The organism is Pontibacter aydingkolensis (genome assembly GCF_019443125.1).
Classification (GTDB): domain Bacteria; phylum Bacteroidota; class Bacteroidia; order Cytophagales; family Hymenobacteraceae; genus Pontibacter; species Pontibacter aydingkolensis.
In genome coordinates this window covers 1-18,143 of record NZ_JAHYXK010000016.1, presented here as the reverse complement: position 1 = coordinate 18,143, position 18,143 = coordinate 1, and the positions used below count along the sequence as shown (strand labels likewise).

Annotated in this window: 18 protein-coding genes and 1 pseudogene; 7 read left to right on the top strand and 12 right to left on the bottom strand. The window is 44.6% G+C overall.

Annotated features, from left to right (window positions below; genetic code table 11):
• Positions 1-175: 175 nt before the first annotated feature.
• From hisH to hisIE, 4 genes are all read left to right on the top strand, one after another.
• On the top strand, positions 176-757 hold the full coding sequence (hisH, locus tag K0O23_RS15830; RefSeq protein WP_219878425.1) for an imidazole glycerol phosphate synthase subunit HisH: 582 nt from the start codon (positions 176-178) through the stop codon (positions 755-757).
• Positions 754-1,476: a 1-(5-phosphoribosyl)-5-[(5-phosphoribosylamino)methylideneamino]imidazole-4-carboxamide isomerase gene (gene hisA / locus K0O23_RS15825; protein ID WP_219878424.1), complete on the top strand. Its 723-nt coding sequence runs from the start codon at positions 754-756 to the stop codon at positions 1,474-1,476. The genes hisH and hisA overlap by 4 nt, the downstream gene beginning before the upstream one ends.
• The gene (gene hisF / locus K0O23_RS15820; RefSeq protein ID WP_219878423.1) at positions 1,470-2,228 is read left to right on the top strand and encodes an imidazole glycerol phosphate synthase subunit HisF; all 759 of its coding nucleotides are present in this window, start codon (positions 1,470-1,472) and stop codon (positions 2,226-2,228) included. Before hisA ends, hisF begins: the two co-directional genes overlap by 7 nt.
• Positions 2,229-2,427: 199 nt before the next feature.
• The gene (gene hisIE / locus K0O23_RS15815) at positions 2,428-3,033 is read left to right on the top strand and encodes a bifunctional phosphoribosyl-AMP cyclohydrolase/phosphoribosyl-ATP diphosphatase HisIE (RefSeq protein ID WP_219878422.1); all 606 of its coding nucleotides are present in this window, start codon (positions 2,428-2,430) and stop codon (positions 3,031-3,033) included.
• A gap of 73 nt (positions 3,034-3,106) precedes the next feature.
• Here the strand turns inward: hisIE and K0O23_RS15810 are convergent, their stop codons facing one another.
• Both K0O23_RS15810 and K0O23_RS15805 read right to left on the bottom strand, forming a co-directional pair.
• Entirely contained in the window at positions 3,107-3,979 is an 873-nt protein-coding gene (locus K0O23_RS15810; RefSeq protein ID WP_219878421.1) for an alpha/beta fold hydrolase, read from the bottom strand.
• A gap of 16 nt (positions 3,980-3,995) precedes the next feature.
• Positions 3,996-4,571 carry a TetR/AcrR family transcriptional regulator gene (locus tag K0O23_RS15805; RefSeq protein ID WP_219878420.1) on the bottom strand — a complete coding sequence of 192 codons (576 nt, stop codon included), beginning with the start codon at positions 4,569-4,571 and terminating at the stop codon, positions 3,996-3,998.
• Positions 4,572-4,710: 139 nt separating this feature from the next.
• Here K0O23_RS15805 and K0O23_RS15800 point away from each other — a divergent pair, with 139 nt between their 5' ends.
• Positions 4,711-6,402 (top strand): AsmA family protein, encoded by a 1,692-nt coding sequence (locus tag K0O23_RS15800; RefSeq protein ID WP_219878419.1) that lies wholly within the window; start codon positions 4,711-4,713, stop codon positions 6,400-6,402.
• Between the two features lie 17 nt (positions 6,403-6,419).
• On the opposite strand, the gene K0O23_RS15795 is transcribed toward K0O23_RS15800, so the two are convergent.
• On the bottom strand, positions 6,420-8,198 hold the full coding sequence (locus K0O23_RS15795; protein WP_219878418.1) for a chloride channel protein: 1,779 nt from the start codon (positions 8,196-8,198) through the stop codon (positions 6,420-6,422).
• Between the two features lie 176 nt (positions 8,199-8,374).
• On the opposite strand from K0O23_RS15795, the gene K0O23_RS15790 reads away from it, so the two are divergent.
• Positions 8,375-9,187, top strand: coding sequence for a metallophosphoesterase (locus K0O23_RS15790; protein WP_219878417.1), 813 nt, complete (start codon positions 8,375-8,377; stop codon positions 9,185-9,187).
• Here K0O23_RS15790 and mnhG read toward each other — a convergent pair.
• Genes mnhG through mbhE form a run of 7 tightly spaced genes read right to left on the bottom strand, consistent with a single transcriptional unit; the run spans position 9,162 to position 15,028 of the window.
• Complete coding sequence (gene mnhG, locus K0O23_RS15785; RefSeq protein ID WP_219878416.1) at positions 9,162-9,602, bottom strand: monovalent cation/H(+) antiporter subunit G; 441 nt, start codon at positions 9,600-9,602, stop codon at positions 9,162-9,164. The genes K0O23_RS15790 and mnhG overlap by 26 nt on opposite strands.
• A 3-nt stretch (positions 9,603-9,605) precedes the next feature.
• The gene (locus K0O23_RS15780; protein ID WP_219878415.1) at positions 9,606-9,875 is read right to left on the bottom strand and encodes a monovalent cation/H+ antiporter complex subunit F; all 270 of its coding nucleotides are present in this window, start codon (positions 9,873-9,875) and stop codon (positions 9,606-9,608) included.
• A complete protein-coding gene (locus K0O23_RS15775) occupies positions 9,872-10,369 on the bottom strand; it encodes a Na+/H+ antiporter subunit E (protein WP_219878414.1) in 498 nt (165 codons plus the stop codon). Before K0O23_RS15775 ends, K0O23_RS15780 begins: the two co-directional genes overlap by 4 nt.
• Positions 10,370-10,387: 18 nt before the next feature.
• Positions 10,388-11,887 carry a proton-conducting transporter transmembrane domain-containing protein gene (locus tag K0O23_RS15770; protein WP_219878413.1) on the bottom strand — a complete coding sequence of 500 codons (1,500 nt, stop codon included), beginning with the start codon at positions 11,885-11,887 and terminating at the stop codon, positions 10,388-10,390.
• A gap of 14 nt (positions 11,888-11,901) precedes the next feature.
• On the bottom strand, positions 11,902-12,252 hold the full coding sequence (locus K0O23_RS15765; protein WP_219878412.1) for an NADH-quinone oxidoreductase subunit K: 351 nt from the start codon (positions 12,250-12,252) through the stop codon (positions 11,902-11,904).
• A gap of 5 nt (positions 12,253-12,257) precedes the next feature.
• Positions 12,258-12,800, bottom strand: a complete 543-nt coding sequence (locus K0O23_RS15760; protein ID WP_219878411.1) for an MnhB domain-containing protein — start codon at positions 12,798-12,800, stop codon at positions 12,258-12,260.
• Complete coding sequence (gene mbhE / locus K0O23_RS15755; protein WP_246597155.1) at positions 12,797-15,028, bottom strand: hydrogen gas-evolving membrane-bound hydrogenase subunit E; 2,232 nt, start codon at positions 15,026-15,028, stop codon at positions 12,797-12,799. The genes K0O23_RS15760 and mbhE overlap by 4 nt, the downstream gene beginning before the upstream one ends.
• Before the next feature lie 226 nt (positions 15,029-15,254).
• Between mbhE and K0O23_RS15750 the strand changes: the two genes are divergently transcribed.
• The gene (locus K0O23_RS15750) at positions 15,255-16,172 is read left to right on the top strand and encodes a universal stress protein (protein ID WP_219878409.1); all 918 of its coding nucleotides are present in this window, start codon (positions 15,255-15,257) and stop codon (positions 16,170-16,172) included.
• A 162-nt stretch (positions 16,173-16,334) separates the two neighbouring features.
• Here K0O23_RS15750 and nhaA read toward each other — a convergent pair whose 3' ends face one another.
• Together nhaA and K0O23_RS20570 are read right to left on the bottom strand one after the other, a co-directional pair.
• Positions 16,335-17,675 (bottom strand): Na+/H+ antiporter NhaA, encoded by a 1,341-nt coding sequence (gene nhaA / locus K0O23_RS15745; protein WP_219878408.1) that lies wholly within the window; start codon positions 17,673-17,675, stop codon positions 16,335-16,337.
• 354 nt (positions 17,676-18,029) lie between these two features.
• Positions 18,030-18,143 (bottom strand): annotated as a pseudogene (locus K0O23_RS20570) (IS1 family transposase); the annotation flags it as partial.

Here is an 18,143-nt window from a genome sequence, read left to right as displayed (position 1 = left end):
AATAGTATAAACTATACATATTCAAAAGCCTGACTCCGAAATGAGTCAGGCTTTTTTGTTATCAGGACCGGCGATTAAGGGGATTAAGATAGATTGTTAGTATTTCAGTAATCTATTTAATCAGTTTTAATCCCCTTAATCACCGGTCATAACTCGTAATTCATAATTCAAAAGTATGAACTTAGTTATAGTTGATTATAAAGCCGGAAATGTGCAGTCGGTGCAGTTTGCGCTAGAACGACTGGGCGTGCAGGCTACACTTAGCTCAGATGCTGAAACTATTAAGGCGGCTGACAAAGTAATTTTTCCGGGAGTAGGACAGGCAGCCTCGGCTATGGCACAACTGAAAGCGCGTAACCTGGATAAGCTGTTGCCAACGTTGGAGCAACCTTTCTTTGGTGTTTGCCTGGGCATGCAGCTTTTGTGCACGCACTCCGAAGAAGGTGACACCGACCTACTGAATATCATTCCTCTGCCGGTACAGCACTTCGAAACCGATCTGAAAGTACCGCACATGGGCTGGAATCAGCTGGAGAATTTGCAGTCTCCGCTGTTTGAAGGTATTAACGAGAAGGAGTATGTATACTATGTGCACAGCTACTACGTGCCGCTAAGCGAGTATACTATTGCCCAGTCAAATTATCCGGAGCCCTTTTCGGCAGCTCTACAGTATAAAAACTTTTACGCCGCGCAGTTTCACCCTGAAAAAAGTGGTGCAGCCGGTTCACAGATACTCAATAACTTTTTAGCCCTATGATGGAGATCATTCCTGCAATAGACATAATCGGCGGTCAGTGTGTGCGTCTGACGGAAGGCGACTTTGCACAGCAGACCACTTACGATAGCAACCCACTGGAGGTAGCCAAGCGTTTCGAAAGCCACGGCATAAAGCGCCTGCACCTGGTAGACCTGGATGGAGCCAGAGCAAAGAAACCTGTGAACCTTGCGGTGCTGGAAAGTATAGCGGCTAATACCAACCTGACCATAGATTTTGGTGGAGGCATTCAGTCTGAGGAAGCTATCAAACAAGCTTTTGATGCCGGGGCCGCCCAGATAACTGCCGGAAGTATAGCCGTGCGCGAACCGGATACAGTTAAAAGTTGGTTGCTGAAGTATGGCGCAGACAAGATTATAATCGGTGCTGATTTTAAAGGTACCAATATCGCAATCTCTGCCTGGACCGAAGAAAGCAAGTATCCGTTGCAGGACTTTATCTCTGGTTATGTTAAAACCGGAGCCAGGTTGTTTATATGCACCGACGTTAGCAAAGACGGCAAGCTGCAGGGCCCATCCATCAATACCTATCGTCATCTGAAGCTTACTTTACCAGAAGCCGGAATAATTGCCAGCGGTGGTGTTACAACGGTATCAGACCTGGAAGAATTGCAGGAGATTGGAGTAAAGGGTGCTATTATCGGTAAAGCAATCTATGAAGGCACCATCAGTTTAAAAAATTTAGAGCGATTTATATGCTAACTAAACGCATTATACCTTGCCTTGATATTAAGGACGGACGCACCGTAAAAGGAGTGCAGTTCGAGAACATACGCGATGCCGGAGATCCGGTGGAACTAGCCAAATGGTATGCCCAACAGGGAGCCGACGAATTGGTGTTCCTGGATATTACAGCTACCAATGAGGGCCGTAAAACCTTTGCCCAACTTGTGCGCGACATTGCCCGGCATATTGATATTCCGTTTACAGTGGGTGGCGGAATTGGCTCCGTGGCTGATGTAGAGGTGCTGCTGCAGAATGGTGCAGATAAGGTTTCTATTAACTCCTCGGCCATCAAAAACCCGCAACTAGTGGAGGAACTGGCCAGGCACTTCGGCAGCCAGTGCGTTACAGTAGCCATAGACACCAAGTATACAGAAGCAACAGGCTGGAAAGTATACACCCGTGCCGGAACTATAGAAACGGAGTACCAAACAGTAGAATGGGCAAAGCAGGTCGTGGACTTAGGTGCCGGCGAGATCCTGCTCACAAGTATGAACAACGATGGTACCAAGGCAGGCTTCGCGCTGAATATTACAGGTGCCGTTGCCAACGCTGTTTCTGTTCCCGTAATCGCATCTGGCGGTGCCGGAAGTATGGAGCACTTTTCTGATGCATTCTTAAAAGCCAATGCCGATGCTGCGCTTGCTGCGAGCCTTTTCCACTTCCGCGAACTTGGGGTGCCGGAGCTAAAAAGATACCTGAAACAGCAGGGAATTGCTGTGAGGATATAATTTATAATGGTTTATTCTGGCGCCGGAATCATTCCGGGGACTAAGAGAGTGGATGAGTCTCCAGACTCACTATATAAATAAATTTAAGCGAGTCTGGAGACTCGCACGCACAAACGGCACGGGATGGATTCTCGCTCCAGGGTTGAATTAGAGAAAAGTTTAAACTCTCTAACTTTCTAACTTTCTAACTTTCTAACTAATGCTTGATTTTGACAAAACCGGTGGGCTGATTCCTGCAGTGATACAGGATAACACAACAGGCCAGGTGCTGATGCTGGGCTACATGAACCAGGAGGCGCTGGAGAAAACAAAACAGTCGGGACTGGTAACATTCTTTTCCCGCTCCAAGAACCGCCTCTGGACCAAAGGCGAAACATCAGGTAATACGTTAGAAGTGTTAAGTATAGCCAAAGACTGCGATGCAGACTCTTTGCTCATAAAAGTTAAGCCTAACGGACCAACCTGCCACACCGGAAGCACCAGCTGCTTTGGCGAAGAAGATACGGCAAAACGCATTCAGGCTATTCAGTTCATAGCGCAACTAGAGCAGGTTATCCAGGAGCGTAAGGTTAATCCTGCTGAAGGATCTTATACTAATTTTCTTTTCGATAAAGGCATCAATAAAATAGCCCAGAAAGTAGGAGAGGAGGCCGTAGAAACAGTTATTGATGCAGTAGCTGGCAAACTGGATACTATGAAAGGCGAAGCAGCTGATCTGCTTTACCACCTGCTGGTTTTACTGGCTGCTTCAGGGTTAGAGTTAAAAGATGTAGTAGCTGTTTTAGAGGAACGGCACAAGAAATAGTGTCTTAACCGCAGATTAATGGGGATTAACTATGATTTTATGGTAAACCAAATCTGTTTAATCAAGATAACCCCTATTTATTTGTGGTTAAGACAAATTGTTTAATAGCATCTGCTACTTCACCTCCACGTTCTTCCTGTAAAAAATGTCCGGCTTTATACTTTATTGTTTTTGTTTCCGGAAAGGCTTGTTGCCATTTATCTAAAAAGTGTAACGGGAGCAACTTGTCTTTTTCACCCCAAAGTATAAGCTTGTTTATACTTCGCAGTTTGTCTTGTTGCCGCCACAACTCTGCAAAATATGGATTGGATTTGTGCAGGGCTTTTGCAAATTGCCAGGTACCTTTTCTGCTGGCGGGAGTGGAGAGCGGTTTCTGGTAATGTTGCTTAATATCTTTTGTAAGGTGCTTGCTTTCGTGATAGCCTTGTGGCAGAAGTACTTTTGCTGAAAACCCCATTTGTAAGTATAAAAAGCGCCCAATTGCTCCGGCCATAAACTTGCTGATCCTCATGATCTTGCTCTCTTCTTCCAGGCTCCACATCCAGGTGTTAAGTATCACTAAACGTTTAACGTTTTCAGTATATTTAATAGCGTAACGTAACCCAATAGGTCCGCCGAAGTCGTGTACTACCAACGTAATGTTTTTTAATTGCAGGTGCTCAATCAGCCTTTCCAGGTTATCAGCATGCGCCTCGGGAGTATAGGCAAAACCCGCAGGCTTCTCTGAAAGCCCGAAACCCAAATGGTCAGGAGCAATGCATCGGTTTGTTCTGCTTAGAGATTTAATTTGTTGCCGCCAAACGAACGACCAGGTAGGGGTGCCATGAACAAAAACGACAGGCTCGCCTTCACCCTCGTCAACGTAATGCATTTGCCCGGCAGGCAGATCTACTGTATTGTGGGCAAATGGATATAATATGCGGTCGAGCCATTTTGGTGATTTCATAGTTTTTTAAATTACCTTATTCATAATTGCTGCTGTTTTTATACTTCTGGATCAGGTAATTAGCCATCTTATCAATCGGGTAAGTTTTGTCCATCAGGAAATGGCTGGCTATTCCGTCCAGGCTAGCAAACAAGAGAAGTGCCTCTTGGCTGGGATTTTTAAATCCGATCTCCAATAAATTTCTTTCGATCATCTTTTGTATATAAGCAATTTGTTTGTCAATGGGGCTTTTCATTTCCTGGTAAATTGTGCTTTGCATGCGTAGGCTATGCAGTAGTCGCCAAAACTCCCTTTTCTCTTTTAATAATGCAACTGTGTTGAGAATGTGCTGTTCAATACCAGTTATACCTGAGTCAGAAGTTTGCTCTGTTGCAAAGGAGGCCTCAATATCATACTGGCCACTTAGAAATATCTCTCTTAATAAGTCTTCTTTACTCGTAAAGTAATTGTACATCAGGCCAAGCGATATACAAGCTTCTTTAGCTATTGCCCGGATGGAGGTTGCCTCATAGCCTTTCTCAGAAAAAAGCTTCAAGCCAGTTTCCAGTAGCAATTGTCTACTTAGTTCACGCTTAATTATAGTAGAAACCATACTTTGATTGAACGTTCGTTCAGTAATTTAGTTCTTTTGATCACTTATTCAAACACTACTTTGCGTAAGCCTGCTAAGAAAGTATGTGCACACATAGTACAAAAATCACGTATGAGTGCATTACATGCAAAATAAGACTGTGAGAAAAATCAAACATAAAGACAAAGCAAAGAAATGGTTAATTGCCGGCTCGGTTATAGTTGTCATCGTAATGCTGCTTTTTATAGGGCAGTATGTATTTACCCAATGGATGGAGCACAAACTGGAGAAAATGGTGCAACAACAGTCGGATGGGGTATATGAGTTGGACTTGTATGGCTTTGAAACGTCTCCTTTTATAGGATCTGTATCTGTTGACAGCTTAAAACTGACACCTGATTATGAAAGATGGAAACAGCTAAAGCAACAAAACAAGGAGGTATCCAGAATGCTGCTCAACCTAAAGGCTGATGCGGTTACGATAAGCAGGTTGAGTTTCTTTAAAATGCTTTTCCGTAAAAACGTTGACCTGGAAAGATTGGAAGTACGGCAGCCATATTTGTTGATGACCGCCATGATACAGGATACAACAGCAACGCACAAACCGCTACACGAAACAGCAAAAGGGTTTCTGCTAAACATGCATATTGGGCAACTAAATGTAACAGGAGCTAATGTAAGATTCCGGGAGGCAGCTAAATCAGAAACAGAAATATTTACCCTTAATGAGTTTGACCTGACAGTAACTGATTACAGATTAGACAGCGCCTCTTTCCAGAATAATAACAGAACTTACTACTCACAGAACATTGAGCTTAATGCTAAAAAAGCCACTTTCAATATTCCTGATGAGTATTTTAAGATCACGACCGATTCATTAAATATAAGTACAAACCGCAAAGATTTTTCAGCCAGAAATCTTCAGTTGATTCCAACGCTTGGTTCCGCTGCAGCGCTTTCTAAAGCCAAGGGCAGGGCGGCTACTTATATTAAGATTACAGTGCCCAATGTAACTGCAAATGGTATAGATTTTTCAGCACACTCAAAGTATAACAACCTGGAGGCAAATCATATTCTCATCCAAAGTCCGGACATCACGGCATTTAAAGATAAGAAGCACTTTAAAGACAAAGGAATAAAACCTTTGCCGCACGATATTGCGCAAAGTATAAAAGCGCAGTTCAGGATCGACACCATACGATTGAGAAGCGGATTTGCACGTTTTGAAGTATTAGATGAGAAAGCCACAGAAACAGGGTACATTTACTTTTCAGGGCTTAATGGCAGCCTCACTAACATAACAAACAAACCTGAAAGAATATCCCGTGAAAACCCTGCTGTAATAAGGGCAAGCGCTTTGATTATGGGCAAAACCAAAATGGAGGCAACCGTTAATCTGCCATTGCTGGATAAAAAAGGCTATCATACCTTAAAAGGCAGTGTAGCCTCGGGACAACCGCAAATGCTGAACCCGATCCTGGTTCCTACAAACTTCATTAAAATCGATAAAGGCTATGTGCAATCCATTTCTTTTAACGCCACACTAAACCAGGAACGTGCCACCGGTAGCATGCGTGCTCTTTATGATAACCTCGAAATTGAATTGCTCTCTACAGGTGCATCATCAGGAGATGATCAGGGTTTAGGAAAAAAAATACTGTCCAAAGCGGCAGACTGGTTTATAATAGAAGATAGTAACCCAGGTAAAAAAGGAGGTAGTCCAAGAATTGCAGATATTAAGGTAACTCGCAAAAAAAACCGATCTGTATTAACCTACTGGAAAGACTGCCTGGCAAGTGGCTTAATGGTTAGCATGGGCCTCGAAAAAATGGCAGAGAAAGAGTTTCAATAAGCGCTTTAAGTTTAAATTTAAACGTTTGTGGTTTTAATGAGCAACTTCCTGTACTTTGTAAATATACTTGATTTGGATACGAAGCCCAGGTAAATATCGCCTTCCACCACAGGAAGGTTCCAGGCACCGGACTCGTCAAATTTCTTCATTACATCGGCCATGCTGGCATCATGCTGCACCAGGGCCGGAGGTTTCTGCATCAGTTCCTTTACAATTACAGAGTTATACTTCTCGGTTTTAAACATGATCTCACGTACGTTCTCTAAAAGTATAATCCCCTCTAGTTGCTGGCTGGCATTTACTACCGGAAACAGGTTACGGCGGGAGTGGGCAATTACCTGCACTAGTTCGCCAAGCGTAGCCTCCGGTGCCACTTCCTGGAAGTCTGTTTCGATCAGGTGGCGAATCTGAAGTATACGAAGTATGGTTCTGTCTTTGTTATGGGTAAGTAGCTGCCCTTTTTGAGCAAGTTTTTTAGTGTCTAAGGAGTAAGGCTCGAAGTACTTTACAAGGGCAAATGAACTCGCAGCCACGATCATCAAAGGTATCATCAAGGTATAGCCACCGGTAATCTCAGCGATAAGAAAAACAGCCGTTAAGGGAGCGTGCATTACACCGCTAAGTATACCGGCCATGCCCACCATCGAAAAGCTGTTAATAGGCAGGTTGCTTATCTGTAACATGTTTACCATCCTGGCAAAGAAGTAACCTGTACATGCCCCCACAAACATAGATGGAGCAAAGTTACCGCCGTTACCACCAGACGCAATGGTAATAGTAGTGGCAAAAACTTTAACTAATGCCAATGCACCTATAAAGCCAAGTATAAGCCACTCGTTAGTTCCAAAAAAGGAGAGCCAGCTATCCTGCAGCAGCTTCTCCGCGTTGTTGCTCTCCAGTAAAGTTATACTTCCGTAACCTTCCCCGAAAAGCGGAGGGAAAAGCATGATCAGCAATCCAAGCAATATGCCGCCGATGATGGCCCTTCGGTATACTTTGTCCTGATACTCCTCAAACAGCTCTTCAACGCGTAGCGCCATCCGGGAGTAATACACCGATATCATACCTGCCAGTAAACCCAGCAAGACATAGTACAGCAGGTGCCCAGCCTCAAAAAACTCCTCCTGACCCAAATAGAAAAGTATACCTTCGTTAAGTATAAGTCTGGAGCAAAGCGCACCAACCACTGCCGAGATAATGAGCGGAATAAAAGCGGTTATACTTATATCGACCAGCAGTACCTCTAAGGCAAAAAGCACACCGGCTATTGGCGCATTAAACACAGCTGCAATGCCTGCCGCCGCGCCTGATGCCAGCAGTAAGGTTCTGTCGCGGTAGTTAAGGTGATATTCCCGCCCAAAGTTAGAGCCTATGGCCGATCCGGTAACCACAATAGGAGACTCCAAACCTGCTGATCCGCCAAACCCGGCCGTAATGCCACTCGTAAGCACATGAGAGTACATTTTATGCCGCTCCACCATACTCGACTTCTGAGAGATGTTAAAAAGTATGTTGGCCGTGCCGCGATCTATCTTACCGTTAAATAACACTTTTACCAGGAAAACTGTTAGAAGTATACCGATAAGAGGAAACACCACTAGCCAGTAAGGCTGATCCAAAAGGCGGTTGCCGTAAGCAAGTAATAAATGTATGTAGTGCACCAGTGTTTTAAGCACAACGGCAGCAAGCCCGGCAGTTAAACCAACCAGTACACTCGATATCAGCATAAATTCCCTGTCGGAAGTATGGCGGCGAAGCCAGAGGAGCGGAATTTTGACTTTTTTGATGTAAGGCATTTCAGAGGGTTAGCCTGAAAGATAAAATTGAGTGAAGCCTGCAAATTAAGCAGAACAAAGGTTAACCTCAACCAAAAGTTTATAAAACTGGCAGTACCTGACATACTTCTGAAAGTATAGACGGTTTAATGGATTAAACTGTATCAAAATTTGTTGATTTAATTACAGCAAAACTTATGGCTAAACCAGCAGCAATAGAGCATAGCATTTTAAACTTACCCGATTTACATGGCCCATTCCATATAATCGGGGATGTGCACGGGTGCTTTGGAGAGCTGGTAGCCCTACTGCAGGAGCTTAAGTATACTGTTACCCACGACGATGAGAATAAACGCTACCTTGTGCAACGGCCTGATAAGAGCATTGTAATTTTTGTAGGCGACCTGGTTGACCGTGGACCTAATTCGCCGGAGGTTTTGCAACTGGCAATGGACATGGCAGAGGATGGGCTGGCTTACTGTGTGAGTGGCAACCACGACGATAAACTGCTGCGGCTATTACTGGGCCGCAGTGTACGCATACGGCATGGGCTCGAAATGACGGTGGAGCAACTAAAGGGCTACAGGAAAAGCTTTAAAGAGCGGGTTAAGAAATTTCTTGCTGGTTTGCCCCACCACATTATACTTGATAATGGACGTTTAGTAGTTGCGCATGCCGGACTGGAAGAAGAACTGCATGGACGAAATAGCAGAGGCGTACGCGATTTATGCCTGTACGGGCCCACAACCGGAGAAACGGATGAACATGGCTTACCAATCCGGCTCGACTGGGCCGCCGATTACTGCGGAAAAGCTATTGTAGTGTATGGCCACACACCGGTGCATGAACCATCATGGCGCAATAATACTATCAACATAGATACAGGTTGTGTATTCGGAGGCCGCTTAACGGCCCTAACTTATCCGGACCATACGCTTCATTCTGTAGACTCGTTTGACACTTACGCCACTTCCGTGCGTCCATTTATACGTTATCACCAGCACCACTAGGTTTTTTCTCCGTTTTTTGCTCTTCTCTGTATCTGTCGTGGTTTTTGATTTTATCGAGGTGTAACTTTTCCTGATACTCCTCAAATTCCTTCAGGTTTGTTTTATTCCAGAACGGAGAGTGGTTTCTTACAGCTGTTCTGCTGATTACATGTGCTGCGACGGGTGCAGTTATAAAAATAAATGTAATAATGGCAAGTACCTTAAGCATGATATCAGGCTGGTTAAAATATATGCCCAGGCCCAGCAGTATCAAACCAACCCCCAGGGATGCCCCTTTTGTTATGGCTGACATCCTGATATAAAAATCGGGGAAGCGCAGTAGCCCTATAGTAGAAATAAGCATAAAAATAACGCCAGCGAGTATAAATACACAGCTTACTACCTCTTTGATCTGTTCAACCTCAATTACTCCCATGGTTTATACATTTATCTTCATAATATAGTAGGCGAACGTAACAGAGCCCAGGAAGCCGAAAACCGAAAGTATGATGGCTACATCAATAAAATCTTCGTTACCGGTAAATTCTGTGTAAATCGCTATAATGCCAATCACATTTGCCACGATAAGGTCGAAGGCAGTGATCCTATCAGGCAGCGTAGGCCCAATGGCAAACCTGATGGCAGTAAGCAGCAGGCACAAGCTAAGTACAGCCATGGCTATAGTAAGTGTAATCTGAAACAAACTCATGTGGTAAGCTCTAGTAAGCGCCTTTCGAAACCATTTTTAATGTACTGCTTCAACAGTTCAACATCATTGTTTTTTACATACAGTGCATGTACATATAGTATTTTCCGGTTTTCACTAACGTCTATGCTTAGTGTACCTGGCGTAAGGGTAATCATACAGGCAAGCAGGGTAATTTCCAGGTCTGTTTTAACACTTAAGGGTAGTGCAATTACCGTAGGACGCATATAATACCTTGGCGTAAGTATGTCGTAGGCTATTTTGATGTTTGCCACCAAAAGCTCTTTTATAAAAAAAACTGCAAAGAACAGGGCCTTGGGCATCTTCCGGAAGTATGGCTTGTTATAAAACCAGCTGGTAGACCACAGTATCCAGAAAATTACCAGGAATACGAAAGCCGTTGAAAAGGCATTATAAGGCAGGGGAGGCGGATCCTGATGCGTGATCAGGTATGCAGATACAAAGGCAATGGCAGAATGCAGGTAAAAGGTTTTCATAACCCGATGTTAATTATATCAGTCATATAATACGGCTTTAATGTATGTTTCGCTGTGTAAGAGTTGATCTGCCGATCTTTGGGAAAGCTCGATAACAGGTTGAGCAAAAAAACCTAGTACAAGTATAAAAGCTAGTAAGAAGAACACCGGAAAGTATAACGTATAGGCACTCATTGTTTCACGCACTGAGTTCTTTATGCGCTTAGGCCTGGGTTTCCAGAATACTTCGTTCCAGATTTTAGTCATAGAGAGTAGTGTAATCAAACTTACACCAAGCGAGGTGCCCACCAGAATATAGTTACCAGCCTCCAGACCGCCCTTCGCCAGCATTAACTTACCCCAAAAGCCAGACAAGGGAGGCAAACCCGCAAGAGAAAGGGCCGAGATCAGAAAAAGAAAAGACAACGTTGGATGCATAAGATAAACCCCACCTAGTCTAACCAACGAAAAAGAACGGTACCTGTGCGCCACCACTCCGCTTACCAGAAACAGGTTAGTTTTGACAAGCATGTTATGGATCACAAAAAAGATACTGCCTGCAATAGCAAGCGGTGTATAAATAGCAAGCCCCATCAGCATATATCCGATCTGACTAATGATGTGAAACGACAAGATCTTCCTGAAATCCATTTGCGCTGCTGCGCCTATCACACCAATGGCCATTGTTAGCCCCGAAAGTATAAGCAATAAAGGCTGTGCTGAGTTAATCTCAACAGAAAATATAAGGCTGTATAAACGCAGTAAAGTATAAATGCCGATCTTGGAGATGATGCCGGCTATAAAAGCAGATATACCGATAGGCGGTGCATGATAGGAGGCAGGCAGCCAGAAAAACAGCGGGAAAATGGCAGCCTTTATGCCAAACCCTGTCAGGAAGAAAACACCGGGCAAGGCAAGTAATTTAACGTTTGCATGCGAAGACCTGACTATTTGTGCCAGTTCTGCCATATTCAGGGCACCATATAGGGCATACATAACTCCTATACCCGTCAGCAGGAGGCCCGAGGCAATAAAGTTTATGGTAACATACTTAAGAGCACCCTCCAACTGCGATTTTTTACTCCCTAGCGCGATCAGGGCAAAGCAGCAGATAAGCAGTACCTCAAACCAAACATATAAGTTAAAAATATCTCCGGTAAGGCACACGCCGCTAACCCCCATTTGCAGCAGCAGGAACAGCGGAAAATAACCAAACCGCTTGCGCGATTTATCCAGTGCTATATGCGAGAACATGAAAACTGCCAGCCCCGCTATACTTGTAGTTAACAGCAGCAAAGCTGTAAGTATATCGGCTACGAGTGCAATGCCGTAGGGTGCAGGCCAGCCCCCAATGTGCGTTACCTGTATACCTTCTGTTAACACCTGCCGTAGCATTAAGCCGGTTATACCGATAAATATAAGCTGTACACAAGCCACTACTATTGTCTGCAAGTTTACATGCCGCCACAAAAACACGCAGGTAATGGCACCCAGCAAGGGTAGCATTAAAGGAGTTATGAGCAGGTAGTTAGCTGACATGTAAAAGAGCCGGGTCAGATTTTTTCGTTGTTGTTAAGATTATCCATATTGTTCGACCTGAACGTTTGGTACACACGCCTGATCAGTACGATGGCAAAGGCCTGTATACCAAAGCCGATTACTATAGCCGTAAGCAGAAGCGCCTGCGGTACCGGGTCAGAATACGGCTCTACAGGCACCTCGTTTCCCTGTGCAATAATGGCAATACCACCCCGTTTCATACCACCCACCACAAATAAGAACAAGTTGGTGGCCAATCCGAAAAGTATAAGCCCCAGTATGAGTTTGAACAAATGCCGGTGAAGTATAAAGTATATACTTACTGAAAAAAGTATACCGGTTAAGACAGGGAGCAGTATTTCCATAGGGCTTAATCTTTTGACATTGTAAAAACCATCTTAAGCACCATGCCCAGCACCAGCAGATACACCCCTGTATCAAACAATAGGGGGGTTCCTAAAGAGCCGATCAAGGGAATTTTTGCGTTTAGCCAGTAAGCTGCCATAAAAGGTTTCCCTGTAAACAACCCGACAGAACCGCTAAATACGGCAACCAGTAGCCCTGTTGCCATCAGGTAGGTGGGCCTTAAGCGAAGCAGATAGTAATTCCAGATAAATACAGGCTTTTCATTCTTGTTACGGACAATATTCTTCCGGAGCAGGCGCAATGCATGGCGAAATTTCCCATGATCAGGCTTTTTATCAAACTTATAAAACGTAAGGTTAAAGTATGATTTGTTTGTTTGTTTGGTACCATGTGCCAACGTATGAAATACAAACGCTATAGAACCAATTAACCCCCCTATAAAGCCGCCACCAGGGTGGTTATGCCCCCGTAATAAAATGTAGATTGAAAAAACCAGGAACACGGGGGTAAGAATGCGTATAGCGGTAGCAAAAATCAGCGTTCTCATGGCTTTTCTCCTTTCTCTGGCTGCATCCTTAAAAGGGCAAAAACTCCCAGCGCTGCCACAGCCAACACTGTAATTTCTCCCAGGGTATCCAGCGCCCTGAAATCTACTAGTATAACGTTTACAATGTTACGCCCGTGCGCCTCTAACAAACTTGTCTGGCCGTAATAAGTTTTCAGCTCCGATTCTATAGTGTGGTCCTGCACCACCAGCATGGTATACGTCATTACAGTGCCAAAAAGTATGGAGATGGCGATGTAGTTATACTTTTTAAACTGATGCGACAAGTATATAAACGCAGGAAGCTTGTGTAGAAGCAGCACAAAGATCACCACGGTCAGTGTTTCAATAAGGAACTGAGTGGCTGCTACATCCGGGGCTCCAAACATAATGTATATCAGGGCAGCAGAATAACCTACCAAGCCCATTACCACAATAGAGGTAAGTCTGGATCGTGTGCCTAACAAATAAAATAAAGCAGACGATACGAGCACAAATATGACCACATCATGAAAAGGCAACTCCTGAATGATTACAACACGCGATGCGAAAAGTATATGCGGGGTATCATGCCAGAGCACATAGAACATCAGTGCAGAAAAAAACAAAATCAGGTAAATAATGTAGCGCCTTAAGTTGCCATTCTGTAGTACCATGGTCAGCTTTTTGGCAAATACCAGGAACCCGTCAAATGCCTTATGGTAGAGCCTTTCAGGCCCTAGATTATAAACAGGGTTAAGTATGGCATACCTGCTTTGCACAAATTTAAGAGCTTTATAAAGCAGCAAACCGAGAATGATAGTCAGTACACTCAGGCCCAGTTCCTTTGTGAAACCGTGCCATAGCGCCAACTCAAGTTCTACAAGTTCTCCGCGGCTTATACTTTGCACTGCACGCTCCAGGATAGGTGTTACAGCAATCTTAGGCGCCAGGCCAAAAGCTACCCCTAAAAAGCCCAGGATAAACGGAGGCAAATACAGCATGTAACCAGGGGCGTGCTCCAGTTTAGTAGGGTGTTTAACCTTATTCCAGAAAATGCCGAAACTCAAAACTACCGCCACAGCCACGTACACAATACCTGTCAGAAAAGTCAGCCCGAAAACCAGCCATACATAGATCTTGCTGCTTAGTGCCGCTTCGTAGAGCAATTCCTTACCTATAAAACCAAAAAAGGGCATTAAACCTGCCATCGACAGGGCCGCCAGGGTAGCGGCAAGAGCCGTAACTGGCATCAGGCGGGCTAGGCCATTTAGCCTGGTGATATCGCGGGTACCTGTGCAGTGGTCTACAGCGCCGGCGGCAAGAAACATGGTACCTTTATAAAGCGCATGAGCCAGCAAAAAAACAAGCATTGCCTTCAGTGCAACAGTGGTGCCCAGGCCAAGCATCATCACCATCTGCCCGAGGGCACTTATGGTTGTGTAAGCCAGAATAGCTTTCATATCGGTGTGCTGCAAAGCCAGAAAAGCACCCAGCAGCGCTGTACAACCACCTATCACCACCAAAGTATAACCCCACGCATCGGCACCTGCAAAAACCGGCGACATGCGTGCCAGCAGGTATATGCCTGCCTTTACCATGGTGGCAGAATGCAGATAGGCACTTACCGGTGTTGGAGCAGCCATGGCATTAGGCAACCAGAAATGAAAAGGGAATTGCGCCGATTTGGTAAAACAGCCCAGGAATAAAAGTATAAGTGCAGGTGCAAAGTATGAATGCCCTGAGAAACTTGTATTCTGAGCCAGCAGCTCAGTAAAAGTATAACTGCCGGTTGCCAGGTTAATCAGAATAAAGGAGGCCATCAGGGCCAGTCCGCCCATACCTGTTACAAGAAGCGCCTGCCACGCCGAGCTCCTTGCCTTTACGTTCTTGTTATCAAAACCTATCAGCAGGTAGGAGGTTATACTTGTGATCTCCCAGAAAAGAAAAAGGCAGAACAGGTTATCGGACGTTACCATGCCCAGCATGGCAGCCATAAAAAGCGTAAGGTATAGATAAAAGCGGCCCAGCAGCGGATTATCTTTTAAGTATCCGGCAGCATATACCATAATCAGGCCACCAAAAAAGGTGATAAGCAAGCCAAAAAGCAAGCTTAACCCATCCAGCCTGAATTGTAAATTAATGCCAAGCGCCGGCACCCATTTGTAGAGCTGAATTATATAACTGCCACGTAGTACTTCCGGAAAAAATGAAAGCAGGTACACGAATATGCCAAAAGGTAATATCGCCATCGGTATAGCCACATACCTGCCCAGCAGCCTGTATAATCTCGGCGCAAAAAAGGCAAATAACAGGCATAGAACTAAGACAACTAACATTAAAATATCATTTTTGTATATATATTCGGGGAGTATCGTACGTAGTTAAACAATAGTACACCGTTATGGGTAATAGGTTGCAAGAACAATGTTCTGCAGGCATCCGGCCCTTAAAATTTATCACCACAACCACAGTACCATGAACACGCTCAAACGAATAATGGTAGGCCTTGACCTAACACCCATGGATGGCACACTTATCTCTTACGCAGCTTTTATATGCGCTGAGCTGCAGATAGAGAAAGTATACTTCATTCATGTAGAAAAGACCCTGGACATACCACAGGAGATATTAAGGGATTTTCAGGACAAGCAGTTGCCTGTAGACGAAAACCTAAGACAAATGATCGCCTCTAAGGTAGAGCCTGCTTTTAGTGGAAGTAACACAGCAGTAGAAATACTGGTAGAGGAAGGCTCTCCGCTTAAAACGCTCTTACATTGGGCTAAGATCAAGAATATAGACCTGATGCTGGTTGGGCGCAAACTGCGCCTGCGTGGTAGCGGTGTACTGGCACAAAAGCTATTAAGAACCGGCAAAACCGGTGTGTTGTTTGTACCTGAAACAGCAGATCCGCATCTTAACCGTGTTTTAGTTAGTGTAGACTTTTCTGAATACAGCGAAATGGCCCTGACAAAAGTGCTGGACTCTGCAATGAACAGGCCTAACACAAAAGTATACTGCCTGCATATTTACCAGGTACCTACCGGCTATCGCACCCTGGGCATGACCTATGAAGCCTTTGATGAACGAATGAGAGGTTTTGCGCAGGATAAATATGACAGGCTGCTAAGCAAATTCCCGGAGCTGCGCGACAGGGCAGAACTGCTGTTGGTAAGACAGGAAGATGAAGACGATATAGGGGAGTTAGTGGTGATGGAGGCAAAGCGCGTCAGAACAGATATGCTTGTGATCGGTGCAAAAGGCATGACAGCAGCGGCTCACTTTGTGCTGGGAAGCGTAACCGAAAAGATACTTCGCCACGACATGGATATTCCGTTAATGGTATTTAAAATGGAGACGCAGGAAGTGGGCTTTCTGGAGGCACTTCTGTCCTGATGAACCTTTACCTGATTTTATAGCATCTCTATCATTAATTTTACGGGCAGTGCCGAAACACATTTTTGATTGTTTCGGCACTGCTTGTTTTGTTAAATCTGAATACTAGCCAGTTTTTGTTTGGATGCAAATATTTATAGGGCGTCCTGTTTGATGCAGCAGCTATACATTTTCATCTGGTACTTTCTTACCTCCGAAACGAAGTATAAAGTAGCCAAATAAACCGGCAATTAATGAAGCACACAGAATTGCCAGCTTGGATTGTGGCAGAAACTCTGAACCGGCGTATGCCAGGTTAGCTATAAAAATGGCCATTGTAAAACCAACGCCGCCTACAAAAGAAACCCCGATCAGTTGCGTCCATGTATATGCGGTTGGTTTACGGGCAATACGGCTAACGGAAGCTAATACCGCAAAAATTACGATACCGACAGGTTTACCTACTACCAAGCCAAGTATAATACCCCATGTAAGCGGGTTAGAGAATCCATCTGTAAGTTCTGAGTTGATTACGATACCTGCATTGGCTAGGGCAAATATGGGCATTATGGCGAAGGCTACCCATGGGTGTAGAGCGTGCTCCAGCCGGTACATCGGAGCCCCTACTTCTTCGCAATTGCTTTCGATGGTGCGCACAGCTGCCTGAAAGTCTTCTTCTGCGTAAGTTTCTGCAGGGGGCATTTTGGCGGTATGCCTGGCATGCAGTTCTCCTAAAATAGTGTCGGTGCTGGAGATAAAATCGCCTTCCGTTATTTTAGAACGGCCCGGTATGGTTACGGCAAGCAATATACCGGCAACAGTAGCATGTACACCCGACTTCAGAAACGCTACCCACATGATCAGCCCGAATATAGAGTAAATAAGTATATTGCGAACCTTTAGGCCATTAAGTATAAGTAGAAAGCCGAATACCAGCAGCGCGATCAAAATGCTTAAAATGCTAAGCTCCGAAGTATAAAACAAGGCTATCACCAGTACGGCACCTATATCGTCTACGATGGCATAGGCCACCAGGAACAACTTAAGCGAGAGCGGCACCCTTTTGCCCAGCAAGGAAAGTATGCCAATGGCAAAAGCTATATCGGTAGCCATTGGTATACCCCAGCCATCAATACTTGGCAGGCCCTGGTTAAGCAGTACAAAAATACCGGCTGGCACCACCATACCGCCAATGGCAGCCATAACAGGAAATGCGGCGCTCCTGAAGTTGGATAGTTCTCCCACCATGGTTTCGCGCTTGATCTCCAGGCCCACCACAAAGAAGAAGATCGCCATCAGGCCGTCGTTAATCCAGAGTATGGCAGCTTTGGAAATCCCAAATTCACCGAGTTGCAGCGTTAGCACGGTGTTCCAGGTTTCGATGTAGCTTTCGCCCCAGGGAGAATTTGCCCAGGCCAAAGCCACCAAGGTAATTACCATTAACAGGATTCCGCTAAAGGCCTCGGTGCGCAAAAACTCCTGTAGCGGATAGGCTATGCGGCGGAAAAGTGTAGTTTTAGGCATGTAACACGATATTTCTATATGAAACTATTTTCCTGATAAAGACGAGAAAGCAGGGGTAAGGGTTTGAAAACAAAAGATACCCATACTTTTTGTGGGTTTGTTATGGGATTAGAATTTAGTGTGGATGCTATTGTTGAAGGCAAATTTATTATATATTGTATGTTAAATGTTAGAGAGGGAGGTTACATAATTCTGAATGATTTTTAAATTTCAGAAAGCTGCACTGTACTCCACATATAGTGCAGCTAATAGGAGTAGGTTTTCCTGTTAGCTGATAGTTAGGCATAAACCGATATGAATAAACTAGATAAAGGAGAGTTTTTCGGTAACCACTATAAAAAAACGGGTTGTGGTCTACAATGTATGATGATTTCGGTAATAGAATATTAGCTTCATAGCATCGTAGTGGTTTTGCTCTTTTTTGGAGAAGCAGGCCGTTTTCCTGACTATTCTCCTGTTTCTTGTTCT

Excerpts from the sequence above, each read along its gene's own strand:
- hisH (WP_219878425.1), top strand. The coding sequence starts at position 176 with ATGAACTTAGTTATAGTTGATTATAAAGCCGGAAATGTGCAGTCGGTG.
- hisA (WP_219878424.1), top strand. The coding sequence starts at position 754 with ATGATGGAGATCATTCCTGCAATAGACATAATCGGCGGTCAGTGTGTG.
- hisF (WP_219878423.1), top strand. The coding sequence starts at position 1,470 with ATGCTAACTAAACGCATTATACCTTGCCTTGATATTAAGGACGGACGC.
- hisIE (WP_219878422.1), top strand. The coding sequence starts at position 2,428 with ATGCTTGATTTTGACAAAACCGGTGGGCTGATTCCTGCAGTGATACAG.
- K0O23_RS15810 (WP_219878421.1), bottom strand. The coding sequence starts at position 3,979 with ATGAAATCACCAAAATGGCTCGACCGCATATTATATCCATTTGCCCAC.
- K0O23_RS15805 (WP_219878420.1), bottom strand. The coding sequence starts at position 4,571 with ATGGTTTCTACTATAATTAAGCGTGAACTAAGTAGACAATTGCTACTG.
- K0O23_RS15795 (WP_219878418.1), bottom strand. The coding sequence starts at position 8,198 with ATGCCTTACATCAAAAAAGTCAAAATTCCGCTCCTCTGGCTTCGCCGC.
- K0O23_RS15790 (WP_219878417.1), top strand. The coding sequence starts at position 8,375 with ATGGCTAAACCAGCAGCAATAGAGCATAGCATTTTAAACTTACCCGAT.
- mnhG (WP_219878416.1), bottom strand. The coding sequence starts at position 9,602 with ATGGGAGTAATTGAGGTTGAACAGATCAAAGAGGTAGTAAGCTGTGTA.
- K0O23_RS15780 (WP_219878415.1), bottom strand. The coding sequence starts at position 9,875 with ATGAGTTTGTTTCAGATTACACTTACTATAGCCATGGCTGTACTTAGC.
- K0O23_RS15775 (WP_219878414.1), bottom strand. The coding sequence starts at position 10,369 with ATGAAAACCTTTTACCTGCATTCTGCCATTGCCTTTGTATCTGCATAC.
- K0O23_RS15770 (WP_219878413.1), bottom strand. The coding sequence starts at position 11,887 with ATGTCAGCTAACTACCTGCTCATAACTCCTTTAATGCTACCCTTGCTG.
- K0O23_RS15765 (WP_219878412.1), bottom strand. The coding sequence starts at position 12,252 with ATGGAAATACTGCTCCCTGTCTTAACCGGTATACTTTTTTCAGTAAGT.
- K0O23_RS15760 (WP_219878411.1), bottom strand. The coding sequence starts at position 12,800 with ATGAGAACGCTGATTTTTGCTACCGCTATACGCATTCTTACCCCCGTG.
- mbhE (WP_246597155.1), bottom strand. The coding sequence starts at position 15,028 with ATGGCGATATTACCTTTTGGCATATTCGTGTACCTGCTTTCATTTTTT.
- K0O23_RS15750 (WP_219878409.1), top strand. The coding sequence starts at position 15,255 with ATGAACACGCTCAAACGAATAATGGTAGGCCTTGACCTAACACCCATG.
- nhaA (WP_219878408.1), bottom strand. The coding sequence starts at position 17,675 with ATGCCTAAAACTACACTTTTCCGCCGCATAGCCTATCCGCTACAGGAG.